Below are 12,805 nucleotides of genomic sequence, written 5' to 3' on the forward strand. Positions count from 1 at the left end.
CATGGCATATACCCAGGCACACCTCGCGGCCGTCGAGCGCGCGATAGCGCGTGGCGAACGTGTGGTTCGTTACAGCGACCGCACCGTGGAGTATCGGACGGTAGACGAGCTGATCAAGGCCCGCGACCTGATCCGCACCGAACTGTCCCAGTCGGCTGGCCCGCGTTCCCGCGTGGTTCGGCTTTACCATGGGGGTAAGGGGTTGTGAGCGGCCGCTACATCTCCACGCGTTCGGGGCTACTGGTGCCCGAGCGGATTAAGGCCAGCTATGAGGGGGCAGCCGAAGGTCGGCGCTCCTCTGGCTGGGACGCCCCGGATACTGGCCCCAACAGCCTGATTATGCCGGCCCTTCGCAATCTGCGGTCACGTTCGCGGGCTGCAGTACGCAATGATCCGTATGCGGCCAACGTCATTGATAAACGGGTCAGCAACCTGATTGGCACTGGCATCACGCCGCAGCCACGGTTGCTCGACAAGGCCCTGCGCAAAGCCATGCAGGAGCTGTGGGAGGATTGGGTGGACGAGTCGGACGCCGACGAGCGCACCGACTTCTACGGGCAGCAAGCCCTGGTGGCGCGCACCGTTGAGCAGTCTGGCGAATGTTTCGTGCGCTTGCGGCCACGCCGGCTGGAGGATGGCCTGGCGGTGCCGCTGCAGATTCAATGTCTCGCGCCGGAGTTTGTGCCACACGACAAGTTCGAGGTGACGCGCACCGGCAACACCATCCGTGCCGGTATCGAGTTCAATGGTATTGGCCGCAGGGTGGCTTACTGGTGCTACCGCAACCACCCCAGCGACAAGGCTTCGCTCAACGCCGGTTACAACCCGCTTGTGCGTGTCCCGGCCGATCAGATGCTGCACATCTTCGAGCCGTTGGAGCCTGGCCAATTGCGGGGTGTCCCCCGGCTGGCGCCGATCCTCAAGCGCCTGCGCAGCCTGGACAACTACGACGACGCGGTGCTCTTCCGGCAGGAGGTGGCCAACTTGTTCGCCGGTTTTGTTCGCAAACCGGCGCCGGATGGGCTGGGTGGCCCGCCAATGGACATGATCACCGGCGGAGCGGTTGTTCATGACCGTGATGCCTTCACTCCAATGGTGGCACTGGAGCCCGGCACGATGCAGGAGCTGGGGCCGGGCGAGCAGGTCGAGTTCTCCGACCCGCCCGACGGCGGCAACAACTACCCCGACTTTATGCGGCAGCAACTGATGGCTGCCTCCGCCGGCGCGGGTCTGCCTTACGAGCTGATGACCGGCGATATGCGCGGCGTTAACGACCGTGTCATCCGGGTGGTGCTGAACGAGTTTCGCCGCCGCCTGGAGCAGCTGCAGTTCTCGGTATACGTCCACCAGCTCTGTCGCCCGGTGCGAGCGGCCTGGATGGACATGGCGGTGCTGGCCGGGGCACTGGACCTGGTGGACTACACCCTGAACCGCCGCCAGTACCTGCGGACACGGTGGGTGCCACAGGGCTGGGCCTACATCCAGCCAGTTCAGGACGTGCAGGCGCGCATGCTCGAAGTTGCGGCAGGGTTCACCTCGCGCAGCGAGATGTGCCTTCGCTCGGGTACCGACGCTGAGATCGTGGACGAGGAGAACGCTGGCGACATCGCTCGGGCGCATGGCCTGGGCCTCAAATACAACGGCTTGTCGGCAATCGATGACGAGTCTGATGATTCCGACGAGAAGGGGAAAACATGAAACCGTTGATGCCGTTTCGCATCTTCAACAAGGCCAAGGCCCTCCCGCAAGTCGAGGATGGGCATTGGTATTCAATCGCCGCTGCGACTGAGGGTGATGCCGACTCGAAGGTCATCGAGGTCTATGTCTACGGTGAGATTGGTGCTTGGGGCATTACTGCCAATCAGTTCATCCAGGACCTCAAGGCGATTGACGACGGCACCTCGCCGATTGTGGTGGCCTTCAACACCAACGGCGGAGACTTGTTCGAGGGCCTTGCCATTCACAACGCGCTGAGCCGCTTGGGTGAACGTTGCACCGGCCGAGTCGATGCCTTGGCTGCTAGTGCAGGCAGCGTGGCTGTCTGCGGCGCTCACCGCGTGGTCATGGCATCGAATGCCATGCTGATGATCCACAACCCTTACACCTGGGTTAGCGGTGATGCCGAGGATCTTCGTCGGGTGGCTGACGTGCTCGATCAGGCCTTCGAGGCAATGATCGCAGCCTACAAGGCCAAGGCTCCGAACATTGATGACGCGGAGCTGCGACGTTTGGTCAATGACGAAAGCTGGCTCACGGCCTCGGAGGCCGTGGCGCTGGGGCTGGCGGATGAGGTCGGGAATGGTGTCAAAGTTCAGGCTTGCCTTGGGCATGGCGCGGCGATGGCGCGTTACCGCAACACCCCGCAAGCGCTGTTGGATCAGCTCAAGGCCAGTAAGGATGTGGTGACCGAGCCGGCTGATCCCGCACCCGAAGGCGAGTCTGCTCCCCCAGCGCCGGACGCAAGCGACTCAGCAGCCTTGGCCTTGATGATCACCCAGGCCTGCAGCAAGGCCGGGATCAGCAACCTGGTCGAGCCGCTGATTGCATCGACCAAGCTCGCAGACGAAGCCACCGTGCAGGCAGCACTGACCCGCGCCAAGTCGGTACGGGACCTCTGCGTTGCAGCCCGCTTGCCGGAGATGTCCGCTGAATTCGTCCAGGCCGGCTTAGATGCAACGGCCGTTCGTGCGCGGTTGTTCGACAAATTGGTCGGTGGCGGCAAGGGGTTCGAGATCGACAACAGCCTGCCGCCAGCTGATGACCTGCCTGAGAAGGTCCAGGCGAAAGCACCCAACCCCAGCAGCATCTGGGCTGCCCGTCGGCAGGCCACACAATCCCGTCCCGGCCAAGGAGCCTGAACATGAGCAAAACCTATGTAGAGCCGGTCCATGCCGGTGAATTCCTGCTGTCCGAGGGCGCAGGCAAGATCTCCCGCGAAGTGATCGAACTGGCCCCAGGTGATGCCCTGGTGGCTGGCCAGGTGCTCGGTCAGCTGACTGCCAGCGGGCAGTTCACCCCGTACAGCCCTGAAGCCGAAGACGGCAGCGAAACGGCCAAGTGCATCCTGTTTGCTTCTGTCGCGTCCTCAGATGTTGTGCGCCGTGGGCGTGCTGTCGTACGCCTGGCAGAAGTGAGCGAGGCCCTGCTGACCGGCCTCGATCCTGACGGGGAGAAGTCCCTGGCGGCCCAGTTCATCATCGTTCGCTGATAGCGACCTCTTTCACCCCAACCCCGCCTTGTGCGGGGTTTTGCATTTTTGGAGTGGCTCATGGCCGACATTGATATTTTTGAAGACAACGCATTCACCGTCCCAGCGCTCACCGCTGCCATCAACGAGCAACCATTCGTACCAGGGCGCTTGGCCGAGCTGGGGCTGTTCGAGGAGGAGGGCGTCACCACGGTGACTGTCCAGGTGGAAAAAGACGGCGAGACCTTGGCGTTGGTGCCATCCGGTGAGCGTGGCACCTCGGGGCTGGTGGTCAACGGCAGCAAGCGGATCCTGCTGCCCTTCAACACCGTGCATCTCCCCGAGCGCTTCGCCATCAAGGCAGATGAGATCCAGGGCATTCGTGCGTTCGGTGAGCAAACCGAGCTGCAGGCCGTGCAGGACGTCGTCAACAAGCGTTTGGCGAAGGCCCGTCGCCAGTTGGACGCTACGCATGAGTTTCATCGTATGGGCGCCCTGAACGGCGTCGTTCTGGATGCGGATGGCCGTACGGAACTGCTCAATATCTATGATCGTTTCGGACTCCAGCCCATCGAGATCGATATGGAGCTGGGTACCGCGGGTACCGATGTTCGGGTGAAGTGTGTCGATGCACTCGATGCTCAGGAAGAGGCCCTGGGGGCGACTACCAGCAACGGTGCCCGAGCGTTCTGCGGCAAGAACTTCTGGCGGGCGCTGATCTCGCATCAGAGCGTTAAGAAGACCTACGAAGGTACACAATACGCCGCTGCGCTGCGTGCCGATGGTCGCGAAGCATTCGAGTTCGGCGGCATCAGCTGGGAACGCTATCGCGGCAAAGTGAGCGGCATTTCCTTCGTGCCGGATGACGAGGCCCGCCTGGTGCCGGAGGGTGTTCCCGGCCTGTGCATTACCCGTTTCGCGCCGGCCGACTACATGGATACGGTCAATACCGAGGGGCTGCCGTACTACAGCCAACTGGAAATGATGCCTTTCAAGAAGGGTGTAGACGGTGAGGCACAGTCGAACCCGCTGCACCTGGTTACTCGCCCTCGCGCAATCATCCGCCTGAAGCGTTGACGATGGCTTTTCGCGATCTGATCGATGACGTGGACGAGGTGGTCTTCGACGTCCTAGCGGATCCGGTGGAAATCGATGGCCGCCCCGTTCTCGGGATGTTCTCGGCGCCCTGGCTGCAGCCCAAGCTCGGCCAGATCAGAACCGCGCTGCGAGAGCCGCACCTGGTCATCCGGGTTGGTGATAACGCGGGTGTCGAGGTGAAGCAACGGGTCGTGATCGATCTACCGCCAGAGGACGGTGGCGGCATCTACACCATCGCCGGCAGCGAGCCTGGAGGCGATGGCCTTGTAACGCTGATCTTGAGGAAGGCGGTATGAGTGTTGGTAGCTATCACAAGCAGTCGGCCAGCAGTGGGTTGATCTCGCTGCAGCTGGATGCGCAGGCGCTCAAGGGCTTTCAGGATTTCACCAGACTGGTCCCCAAAGCGGCCCACGCCGCGCAACGACGGGCAATCAATAAGACGTTGCGCTGGCTTCGAACCCACATCGCCCGGGAGGTAGGCCGACAGGAGCGGATCGCTATCGCGGCGGTGAGGCAGCGGCTGAGGGCGTTCCCGGTGTCCGGCAGCGGTCAGGGCAAGCTCTGGTTCGGTATCAATCCCATCGAAGCCAGTCGAGCGGGCCGCCCCCGTCAGGGCCGGACAGGCGTTTCGGTAGCGGGCCGCAAGTACCAGGGTGCGTTCTTCAAGACGGTGTACGGCGGCAATCCGGATATCTGGATTCGTACCGCAAGCAAGCACTTCGACGCGGACAGCTACCCGGATAGCGAGGTGTCAGGGGCAGGCGGTCGCCGTTCTGGTTGGATCTCTGAGAACGGCAGCCGCTTCCCGTTGGCGAAGGCGAAGATTTCCCTGGAGGACGTTCGGCCTCACTTCGAGGCGTGGACCAATCGCGCCCACGAGCGCCTGGTGGTCGTAATGGAACAAGAGTTGAATTTTGAACTGCAAAAGTACCTTCGGAGATCAGGCAATGGATGAGGACGCCATACCTTTAAGCCAAGTGTATGCGGCAATTGAACAGCATATCAGGGAGGCCATCCCAGGCTTGCACTACGTTGGGACCATGCCGAGCGGCATCGAGGTCGTCCCACCGCCCGCGGTGGTGCTCGAACTGGCGGGATTCGAAAGTGCCGAAGACGACCCAGGGACAGGGCAGACGGCGGTTGATGCACGCTTTGAAGCGCGGGTTCTTGTTCCAGGTGAGGAAGACAACTGTCTTCACGTCGCTGCATTTGTGGCGGCACAGTTGGCTGTCCTGCTGCGCATGCAGTCTTGGGGCTTACCCGTCAGGTTCGCTGAGTTTGTACGGGCCGAGCGCGATTGGAGCAGGCCGGAGCTGGACGGCTTTGCGGTTTGGGTGGTCGAGTGGACTCAGATCATTTACCTGGGCGAGGAGGAGTGGCCTTGGCCCCGAGAGCCCGGCCCGGTGCTGTTCGCCTTCGACCCGGACAGCGGGGAGGGGAAGGAGCAGCACTACCAGCATCCGGAGACCATGGAATGAGCTACGCGACCGCGCAGCATGACCGGATGCTGTCCGACCAGGTGATTAAGGGTTACGTGGTGGCCGTCGACCTGGTGGCCGCCATGGTGCGCATAACTGACGGTAGCGATTGGGTCAGCGCCTGGGTGCGCTGGCATTCCCTCGCCGCCGGCAAGGCCCGCCATTGGCGGTCGCCCAGCTTGGGCGAGCAGGGCGCGCTGATCAGCCCGAGCGGTGACCCTGCCCAGGGCACGTTTGTGCCGGGGCTGTACGGCAATGCCGGCCCCCAGCCGGACAACCGCGACCATGTAGAGGTGTGGCGTTTCGATGATGGCGGCTCGCTGGTCTACGACTGGGAAGCCAACAGCTACACCATCAAGCTGCCCACGGGCACGGTCAACATCGAGGTCGGCAGCACCAAGGCGGTGATGACCGACGACACGATCAGCGCCAAGACCACGACGCTAACGGCTGAGGCGCAGGCCGCCACGATCAAGGCGCCGTCGATCACCCTGGAGGGCGACGTGTTGATCAAGGGCGCGTTAAGCGTAACGGGCGATATCAACGGCGGCGGCAAGATCATCGACACCGCCGGCAACACGGCAAATCACAAGCACTGACAGCCCGCATTCGCGGGCTTTGTCTTATCTGGAGGGCCATATGGCTACTAAAGCGAAAACCGTTTCAACCGACGAGGCGGCCGCATCGGACGCTGGCGAAGCCTCTGCAGCATCCGCGCCGGCTGTCACCGAGGAAGTGGCGCAAGTCACCTACGCCGACACGGTCTATACCTCGCGCTCGCTGTACCTGGCCAAGGGCGAGGACCTGCGCGAATTCAAGGTGGTGGCCAAGCATGTCAGCGTACCGGCCGATGACGCCGAGGCGGTGGCGTTCCTGAGCGATCACCCTGAGCTGCAGCGCCTGGACGGCTGACCATGATCGGCCTGGATCGCCGCACCGGCGAAGCTATCTCGGGCCTCGATCACCTGCGCCAATCCATTGAGGACATTCTGACCACGCCACTCGGCAGCCGTCGCATGCGGCCGGAATACGGCAGCAAGCTGCGGCGTTACGTCGACATGCCGGTCAATGAGGGATGGAAAAGCGCGGTACAGGCCGAGGTGTCCCGCTCACTGGGTCGCTGGGAGCCTCGCTTGAAGTTGGAGCGGGTGGTGGTCACCTCGGTGCTTGACGGGCAAATCGGCATGACGCTGACCGGCGAGTACCTGGGCAGCAGTGCCGTGATGGAGGTAATCGCATGATCGATCTTTCCCTGCTGCCCCCACCCGATGTGGTGGAAAGCGTGGATTTCGAGGAGCTGTATCAGGAAACACTGGGCATCTTCCGCGAGTTCATGGGGGACCAATGGACAGCGGTGCTGGAGTCCGATCCGGTGGTCAAGCTGATGGAAGTCATGGCCTACCGGGAAATGCTGACGCGCGCGCGGGTCAACGCGGCGGCCAAGGCGAGCTTGCTCGCTTTTGCCAAGGGTAACGATCTGGTGAACCGCGCCGCTGACTATGGCGTCGAGAGGTTGGTCATTCGCCCGGCCGACCCGGATGCGGTGCCGCCGGTTGAGGCGGTGATGGAGAGCGACGAGGCGTTGCGCTACCGCACGCGGCTGTCGCTTGAGGCGTTGTCGGTGGCTGGCAGCAGCGGGGCCTATGAGTATCACGGGCTGAGCGCATCGGCCGAGCTGACCAATGTGTCGGTCGATTCGCCCCGTTTTGTCGGTGCGGAATTGACGCCCGCCGTGCGTGCCCAGCTTCCCCCCGGGGCCATTGTCGTGGTCTGCGACTACGACGCTGGCCTGGCCAACCCGCTGCCCGGCGACGTGTCGTTGGCCATCCTGCCCAGCCCCACCAGCACCACGCCGGTGGCCCAGCTGGTCGCGAAGGTAAAGGCGGCCTTGTCGGCCGAGGAAGTACGGCCGATCACCGACCGACCCCGCGTGGCCGCCGGTTTGCCGGCTGAGTTCAAGGTGGAGGCCGAGCTGCAGATTGAAGAAGGGCCAGACCCGGACGTGGTGAGGGGCACGGCGCGGGCTGGCCTGGATGCTGCTATCGCAGAAGCGCGCCGCCTGCAGGGGCAGTTGCCCCTGTCGGCCATCTACGCCGCGTTACACGTAACGGGGATTCGTAGCGTGACCTTGAAGCAGCCAGCGGCCGGGGTGGTGTGTGATAAGCGGCATTACCCCAGCTGCACCTCGGTCACGCTGACGGCGAAGGTGGTGGCATGAGCCTGTTGCCGCTCAACGCCACCCAGCTGGAGCGTGCCCTGGAGGCGGCGGCCGACCTTGGCCTTGATCCGGACGTTATCCGGGGTGTGGCCGACTCGGCACGTTGCCCGCCGAACTTCCTGCCCTGGCTGGCTTGGGCGTGGAAGGTTGACGGCTGGGAAGCGGCCTACACCGACGAGCAGCGCCGCGCGCTGATCCGCGAGGCAATTCCGGTTCACAAGACCAAGGGCACGGTCGGCGCAATCCGGCGCGTGCTCAAAGCTGTGCGGGTCAATGCGGATTACAAGGAGTGGCGCGAGATCCCCAACGCCGCACCGTACACGTTCCAGGTCACAGCCTGGGCCAACGATAACCGGCCTGGCGAAGGCTCGATCATCTCGCCGCAGCTGGAGGAGCGCCTGCGTGCTCTGGTCGACGCGACCAAGAACGAGCGCAGCCACTACACCTTCCGGCTCGGTGCGCGCTTCGACGGCGGCCTGGTGGCGGCCAATGCGTCCCGCTTGCAGGGCTGGGTGCGTCGGTCGGCAGACGTACAGCCGATCCCGCTGCCGCTCTTTGAGCAGCGGATGGGGCTGGTCAGTGTTTCCCGGCATCAGCAGTTGCAGCGGCACTCTGCCGAAGCCCAGCCGGTGCCGTTACCGCCTTCTGAGCAGGCGATATCGCTGGCCAATGCCACCCGCGCGCGCTGCGTCTCCCGATGGTCTGTCGAGGCGCAGTGCGTACCGATCCACCAAGAAATGGGGCTGCTGGCCGCGAATGCGGTCACCACCCGTACTGTCGTGCGCGTCACGATGGAGGCTGTTCTATGAGTACCGCTTTAAAACCCTTGATCACCAAGGCCGGCCTGGCGGCGATCTGGAACGCAACGAGCACCGGTGTGCAGGCTGAAATCGCCTACATCGGCCTCGGTTCGCAGGGGTACACGCCCACTGTCGATCAGAAGGCGCTGCGTGCCCAGGTCGTCAAATACCCAATCTCCGGCGGCGAGAAGCTGAGCAGTTCGTTGATCCACCTGACGGCTCTGGCTGATGACGACAAAGCCTTCTGGGTCCGCGAAGTCGGCATCTACTTTGCCGACGGCACCTTGTTTGCGGTGTGGTCGAGTCCCGACACGCCATTGACCTACAAGGCCGCCGGTACCGAGCTGCTGATGGCTTACGACCTGTCGCTGGAGGCGCTACCGGCAGACAGTGTGACCATCGTTAGCACAGCCGCCGGGCTCAATTTGACCCTGGCTGCCCCGATTGTCGCCATGGCCACGGCCGTGATCGCTGAGCAGCTGCGCAATGTTCTGCAGCAGGAGCAGGTCGTTACGCAGGAGCGTCGCCAGGAAATTGCAGGCAATCAGATCAGCGAGCTGCTGAAACGAATGTCGTTAGCCGAGCAGGCCCATACCGAGGCGCGTGATGGACTGTTGAGCGCAGCAGTGGCCAATGCCACGGCAATTATTTCCCTTCAAACCATCGTCATGAAACATATCCACGGAGCTTAGACCCCTATGAGTCTTGAATCTCAAGTTGCTGAACTGTCCTCGACTTGCAAACAGCTGATTGATTATTTCAACGGAAAAGTGTCGGCCATCAACGCCGCTGTATCGGCGGCTGTGGCCGCTGCGCCCGCGATCAGTCGTAATTTCTACGTCGACTCTCAAGCCGGAAGTGATGAAAACCTGGGCACCCGCGCAAGCCCGTTCAAAACCCTGCAGCGTGCGGTGGATTCGGCACCATCCGGCGGGAGCGTTGACGTCACCCTGATGCGGGACTATGTCCATGACGTCAGCACCATGATGAAAGGTCGACGCGTGTTGGTGCGCTCCGATCTTGATAACCCCTGCAAGCTGATTCTGAACGAGTTCACTACGGGTGACGGGTTAGTGCGGATGGGGTCCTTCTGGCAGTCCAGTCATTCGCCGCTGGAGTTTGCCAACCTCACGTTGGTACTGCCGGCATCGTCTGCAGTCGTTGATCGTTACTGCGCGCTGACATTCTCCAGTGGTTCGACTGCGCCGCTGATGTTGTCGCTGCGGTTCTTCAACTGCGGTCTGGAGCTTCGCGGGACCTTCCGGGGCTTTCTCATTGGCCCTGAATCCTCGGTGGTCGGCCTGGGTGTCACCAATACCACTATCCCTGCTGCTCTGGCCGGCCGGATTTTGCCTAGCGTAGCGGCCGGGACTGAGTCCAAGTCGCTGTCGAACATCATCACCAACGTTCCTACCCTCTGAGGCAACCATGCAAAAAAATAACCTGAACATCCTGTTTGGCGACGGCAACTACCTCGGTTACGCATTCGAGGCCCTTCCGGTTGGTGCAGCCCTGCTGGTCGCGGCCCAGCAGATCGAGCAAGCAGCCGACCAGGCGCGCGCGGCGGTGCTGGGCGATCCGCTGCGCGCGGTCGAGTACCAGATGGCCGAAGCTGACGCCAAGGCGTTCATGGTGGCCGGCTTCGACGGCGAAGTGCCGGCGACCGTGCAAGCGGTGGTCGACGCGTCCGAGGTTTCGCCCCAGGCAGCAACCGAGCTGATCTTGGCGGAGTCTGCAGCCTGGCGCGGTGCGTTGTGCGAAATTCGCGCAGCCCGTCTCAAAGGCAAGCAGGCCATGCTCAAGGCCACCACTCACGCCGAGGCGGAAGGCTACGCCGACACCGCAATCGACGCGATTCGTGCGGTCTCCAAGGCCTACGCCGCCGCCTGATCCCCTCCCAGGCAACACCGTCACCCCCTGAGGCCGCACTGCGGCTTTTTTTGTGTCCGGGCCGCGCACTGTCGCGGCCTGGTGCGTTCTGGAGCATTTCCCATGGCTGGATTCTTTCACGGCGTTACCGTAACGAACGTCGACGCCGGCGCGCGTAGCATCGCCCTGCCTTCGTCCTCGATCATTGGCCTGGTCGACACCTTCACCGAAGGCGCGGGCGCCACGGCTAAGTACAACGACCTTTACCTGATCACCAACGACCGCGAGGCGGTCGCGGCCTGGGGCCCCACTGCAGCGATCACCAAGGCTTGCCAGGCCATCTTTACCCGCGCTAAGGCGGTTATCGTTGCCTGTGGCGTGGCCAAGGCCACCGATGCCGCCGCACAAACGTCCTCGATCATCGGTGGCGTGCTGGCCAGCGGCAAGCGTACCGGCCTGCAGGCGCTGCTGGACGGTAAGAGCCGCTTCAACGCCCAGCCTCGGCTGATCATCGCACCCAAGCACAGCGCCACTCAGGCGGTGGCCACCGCAATGGATGCGCTGGCCGGCAAGCTGCGCGCTGTGGGCATCCTCGACGGCCCCGGTACCACCGACGAAGCTGCGACGCTCTATGCCAAGAACTTCGGTTCCAGGCGCTTGTTCATGGTCGACCCCGGCGTGCAGCAGTGGGACACCACCGCTGACGCTACTGTCGACGGCCCGGCCTCGGCCTGGGTGGCCGGCCTGTTCGCCTGGACCGACGCCGAGTACGGGTTCTGGGCTTCGCCGTCCAACAAGGAATTCGTCGGCCTCACCGGCACCACCCGCTCGGTCGAGTTCCTGGACGGCGACGACACCTGTCGGGCCAACCTGCTGAACAACGCCAAAATCGCCACCATCATTCGTGACGACGGCTACCGCCTGTGGGGTAACCGCACACTGTCCAGTGATGCGAAGTGGTCCTTTGTCACCCGCGTGCGGACCATGGATATCGTCATGGACGCGATCCTGTACGGCCACAAGTGGGCGGTCGACCGCTCGATCACCGCGACCTACGTCAAGGACGTGACCGAAGGCCTGCAGGCGTTCATGCGCGACCTCAAGAATCAGGGCGCAATCATCAACTTCGAGGTCTACGCCGACCCAGTGCTCAACACGGCCAGCCAGCTGGAGCAGGGCAAGGTGTACTGGAACATTCGTTTCACCGACGTGCCGCCGGCCGAAAACCCCAACTTCCGCGTCGAGGTCACCAACCAGTGGCTGACCGAAGTCCTCAACGCTGCCGCCTAAGGAACCCCCCGACATGGCATTCATTCCCCAAATTCTCGCCAACACCAACCTGTTTGTGGACGGCAAAAGCTTCCAGGGCGATGTGCCCAGCCTGACCCTGCCCAAGCTCACCCTCAAGATGGAAGAGTACCGCCCAGGCGGCATGGACATGCCGATTGAGATGGACGTGGGCATGGAGAAGATGGAAGCCAACTTCACCACCACCGGCGTGCGCAAGGACTCGCTCAAGCTCTTTGGCCTGGCCGACGGCAACGCCTTCAACGGCGTTTTCCGGGGCTCGTTCAAGATCCAGAAAGGCGAAACCCTCGCGGTCGTGGTCACCCTGCGCGGCACCCTGAAAGAGCTGGACATGGGCGACTGGAAGGCCGGCGACAAGGCCGAACTCAAGCACGGCATTGCTGTGACCTATTACAAGCTCGAAGTCGGCGGCGAGGTCATTTACGAGATTGACCCGGTCGGCATGAAGCGTGTCATCAACGGCACCGACCAGCTGGCCAGCCAGCGCGCCGACCTCGGCCTGTAACTCCCTTTCCTCTCACAACCCTTTCCGAATCAAGGACACCCCTTCATGAGCAAGCCAGCCCCTAAGTTCCTGACCCTGACCGCTGAAAACGTCACCGTTCGCCTGTCCAAGCCCACCACCCTCAATGGCATTGATCAGACCACCATCACCCTGCGCGCGCCGACCGTAAAGGACATTCGCGCCGCTGGGCAGACCTCGGACGGCGACGATGCGCAGCGCGAAATGAACCTGTTCGCGTCCTTGGCCGAGGTCGGCGTCAAGGACCTGGAAGGCCTCACCTACAAGGACTACAACCGAGTAGCCACCGGTTACAACTTTCTGGTGCAGGACGACGAACTGTAA

General features: G+C 62.8%; 19 protein-coding genes. All 19 read left to right on the top strand.

Translation table 11 applies throughout. The features are described 5' to 3' along the window. The first annotated feature begins 1 nt into the window (after position 1). The 19 genes from ABOC32_RS09875 (at position 2) to ABOC32_RS09965 (ending at position 12,805) form a co-directional block, all read left to right on the top strand. Positions 2-208: a phage head-tail joining protein gene (locus tag ABOC32_RS09875; protein WP_010953942.1), complete on the top strand. Its 207-nt coding sequence runs from the start codon at positions 2-4 to the stop codon at positions 206-208. Further along, a complete protein-coding gene (locus ABOC32_RS09880) occupies positions 205-1,698 on the top strand; it encodes a phage portal protein (protein WP_426810889.1) in 1,494 nt (497 codons plus the stop codon). Before ABOC32_RS09875 ends, ABOC32_RS09880 begins: the two co-directional genes overlap by 4 nt. Beyond that, positions 1,695-2,858: a head maturation protease, ClpP-related gene (locus ABOC32_RS09885; RefSeq protein ID WP_426810890.1), complete on the top strand. Its 1,164-nt coding sequence runs from the start codon at positions 1,695-1,697 to the stop codon at positions 2,856-2,858. The genes ABOC32_RS09880 and ABOC32_RS09885 overlap by 4 nt, the downstream gene beginning before the upstream one ends. Before the next feature lie 2 nt (positions 2,859-2,860). Next, a complete protein-coding gene (locus ABOC32_RS09890; protein WP_132476100.1) occupies positions 2,861-3,208 on the top strand; it encodes a head decoration protein in 348 nt (115 codons plus the stop codon). 60 nt (positions 3,209-3,268) lie between these two features. After that, positions 3,269-4,264: a major capsid protein gene (locus ABOC32_RS09895; RefSeq protein ID WP_426810891.1), complete on the top strand. Its 996-nt coding sequence runs from the start codon at positions 3,269-3,271 to the stop codon at positions 4,262-4,264. 2 nt (positions 4,265-4,266) lie between these two features. Further along, positions 4,267-4,581, top strand: coding sequence for a head-tail joining protein (locus ABOC32_RS09900; RefSeq protein WP_024087075.1), 315 nt, complete (start codon positions 4,267-4,269; stop codon positions 4,579-4,581). Further along, positions 4,578-5,240 (top strand): hypothetical protein, encoded by a 663-nt coding sequence (locus tag ABOC32_RS09905; RefSeq protein WP_426810892.1) that lies wholly within the window; start codon positions 4,578-4,580, stop codon positions 5,238-5,240. Before ABOC32_RS09900 ends, ABOC32_RS09905 begins: the two co-directional genes overlap by 4 nt. After that, positions 5,233-5,763 carry a hypothetical protein gene (locus tag ABOC32_RS09910; RefSeq protein ID WP_426810893.1) on the top strand — a complete coding sequence of 177 codons (531 nt, stop codon included), beginning with the start codon at positions 5,233-5,235 and terminating at the stop codon, positions 5,761-5,763. Before ABOC32_RS09905 ends, ABOC32_RS09910 begins: the two co-directional genes overlap by 8 nt. Continuing rightward, a complete protein-coding gene (locus ABOC32_RS09915) occupies positions 5,760-6,362 on the top strand; it encodes a phage baseplate assembly protein V (protein WP_426810894.1) in 603 nt (200 codons plus the stop codon). Before ABOC32_RS09910 ends, ABOC32_RS09915 begins: the two co-directional genes overlap by 4 nt. A 40-nt stretch (positions 6,363-6,402) precedes the next feature. Then, complete coding sequence (locus ABOC32_RS09920) at positions 6,403-6,675, top strand: hypothetical protein (protein WP_426810895.1); 273 nt, start codon at positions 6,403-6,405, stop codon at positions 6,673-6,675. A 2-nt stretch (positions 6,676-6,677) separates the two neighbouring features. Next, a complete protein-coding gene (locus ABOC32_RS09925) occupies positions 6,678-7,004 on the top strand; it encodes a GPW/gp25 family protein (RefSeq protein WP_426810896.1) in 327 nt (108 codons plus the stop codon). Next, positions 7,001-7,981 carry a baseplate assembly protein gene (locus ABOC32_RS09930; RefSeq protein WP_426810897.1) on the top strand — a complete coding sequence of 327 codons (981 nt, stop codon included), beginning with the start codon at positions 7,001-7,003 and terminating at the stop codon, positions 7,979-7,981. Before ABOC32_RS09925 ends, ABOC32_RS09930 begins: the two co-directional genes overlap by 4 nt. After that, positions 7,978-8,790, top strand: a complete 813-nt coding sequence (locus ABOC32_RS09935; RefSeq protein ID WP_426810898.1) for a phage tail protein I — start codon at positions 7,978-7,980, stop codon at positions 8,788-8,790. Before ABOC32_RS09930 ends, ABOC32_RS09935 begins: the two co-directional genes overlap by 4 nt. Continuing rightward, the gene (locus ABOC32_RS09940; protein WP_426810899.1) at positions 8,787-9,473 is read left to right on the top strand and encodes a phage tail protein; all 687 of its coding nucleotides are present in this window, start codon (positions 8,787-8,789) and stop codon (positions 9,471-9,473) included. Before ABOC32_RS09935 ends, ABOC32_RS09940 begins: the two co-directional genes overlap by 4 nt. A gap of 6 nt (positions 9,474-9,479) precedes the next feature. Further along, positions 9,480-10,202, top strand: a complete 723-nt coding sequence (locus ABOC32_RS09945) for a hypothetical protein (protein ID WP_426810900.1) — start codon at positions 9,480-9,482, stop codon at positions 10,200-10,202. A 7-nt stretch (positions 10,203-10,209) separates the two neighbouring features. Continuing rightward, on the top strand, positions 10,210-10,671 hold the full coding sequence (locus ABOC32_RS09950; RefSeq protein ID WP_426810901.1) for a hypothetical protein: 462 nt from the start codon (positions 10,210-10,212) through the stop codon (positions 10,669-10,671). A gap of 102 nt (positions 10,672-10,773) precedes the next feature. Then, positions 10,774-11,940: a phage tail sheath subtilisin-like domain-containing protein gene (locus tag ABOC32_RS09955; RefSeq protein WP_426810902.1), complete on the top strand. Its 1,167-nt coding sequence runs from the start codon at positions 10,774-10,776 to the stop codon at positions 11,938-11,940. Positions 11,941-11,953: 13 nt separating this feature from the next. Continuing rightward, positions 11,954-12,463 carry a phage major tail tube protein gene (locus ABOC32_RS09960; RefSeq protein ID WP_426810903.1) on the top strand — a complete coding sequence of 170 codons (510 nt, stop codon included), beginning with the start codon at positions 11,954-11,956 and terminating at the stop codon, positions 12,461-12,463. 45 nt (positions 12,464-12,508) lie between these two features. Next, positions 12,509-12,805 (top strand): phage tail assembly protein, encoded by a 297-nt coding sequence (locus ABOC32_RS09965; RefSeq protein ID WP_426810904.1) that lies wholly within the window; start codon positions 12,509-12,511, stop codon positions 12,803-12,805.

The sequence above is a fragment of the Pseudomonas sp. WOUb67 genome, assembly GCF_050058005.1.
Lineage (GTDB): Bacteria > Pseudomonadota > Gammaproteobacteria > Pseudomonadales > Pseudomonadaceae > Aquipseudomonas > Aquipseudomonas putida_R.

Excerpts from the sequence above, each read along its gene's own strand:
- ABOC32_RS09950 (WP_426810901.1), top strand. The coding sequence starts at position 10,210 with ATGCAAAAAAATAACCTGAACATCCTGTTTGGCGACGGCAACTACCTC.
- ABOC32_RS09885 (WP_426810890.1), top strand. The coding sequence starts at position 1,695 with ATGAAACCGTTGATGCCGTTTCGCATCTTCAACAAGGCCAAGGCCCTC.
- ABOC32_RS09935 (WP_426810898.1), top strand. The coding sequence starts at position 7,978 with ATGAGCCTGTTGCCGCTCAACGCCACCCAGCTGGAGCGTGCCCTGGAG.
- ABOC32_RS09910 (WP_426810893.1), top strand. The coding sequence starts at position 5,233 with ATGGATGAGGACGCCATACCTTTAAGCCAAGTGTATGCGGCAATTGAA.
- ABOC32_RS09940 (WP_426810899.1), top strand. The coding sequence starts at position 8,787 with ATGAGTACCGCTTTAAAACCCTTGATCACCAAGGCCGGCCTGGCGGCG.
- ABOC32_RS09920 (WP_426810895.1), top strand. The coding sequence starts at position 6,403 with ATGGCTACTAAAGCGAAAACCGTTTCAACCGACGAGGCGGCCGCATCG.
- ABOC32_RS09915 (WP_426810894.1), top strand. The coding sequence starts at position 5,760 with ATGAGCTACGCGACCGCGCAGCATGACCGGATGCTGTCCGACCAGGTG.
- ABOC32_RS09955 (WP_426810902.1), top strand. The coding sequence starts at position 10,774 with ATGGCTGGATTCTTTCACGGCGTTACCGTAACGAACGTCGACGCCGGC.
- ABOC32_RS09965 (WP_426810904.1), top strand. The coding sequence starts at position 12,509 with ATGAGCAAGCCAGCCCCTAAGTTCCTGACCCTGACCGCTGAAAACGTC.
- ABOC32_RS09900 (WP_024087075.1), top strand. The coding sequence starts at position 4,267 with ATGGCTTTTCGCGATCTGATCGATGACGTGGACGAGGTGGTCTTCGAC.
- ABOC32_RS09960 (WP_426810903.1), top strand. The coding sequence starts at position 11,954 with ATGGCATTCATTCCCCAAATTCTCGCCAACACCAACCTGTTTGTGGAC.
- ABOC32_RS09890 (WP_132476100.1), top strand. The coding sequence starts at position 2,861 with ATGAGCAAAACCTATGTAGAGCCGGTCCATGCCGGTGAATTCCTGCTG.
- ABOC32_RS09930 (WP_426810897.1), top strand. The coding sequence starts at position 7,001 with ATGATCGATCTTTCCCTGCTGCCCCCACCCGATGTGGTGGAAAGCGTG.
- ABOC32_RS09875 (WP_010953942.1), top strand. The coding sequence starts at position 2 with ATGGCATATACCCAGGCACACCTCGCGGCCGTCGAGCGCGCGATAGCG.
- ABOC32_RS09925 (WP_426810896.1), top strand. The coding sequence starts at position 6,678 with ATGATCGGCCTGGATCGCCGCACCGGCGAAGCTATCTCGGGCCTCGAT.
- ABOC32_RS09905 (WP_426810892.1), top strand. The coding sequence starts at position 4,578 with ATGAGTGTTGGTAGCTATCACAAGCAGTCGGCCAGCAGTGGGTTGATC.
- ABOC32_RS09945 (WP_426810900.1), top strand. The coding sequence starts at position 9,480 with ATGAGTCTTGAATCTCAAGTTGCTGAACTGTCCTCGACTTGCAAACAG.
- ABOC32_RS09895 (WP_426810891.1), top strand. The coding sequence starts at position 3,269 with ATGGCCGACATTGATATTTTTGAAGACAACGCATTCACCGTCCCAGCG.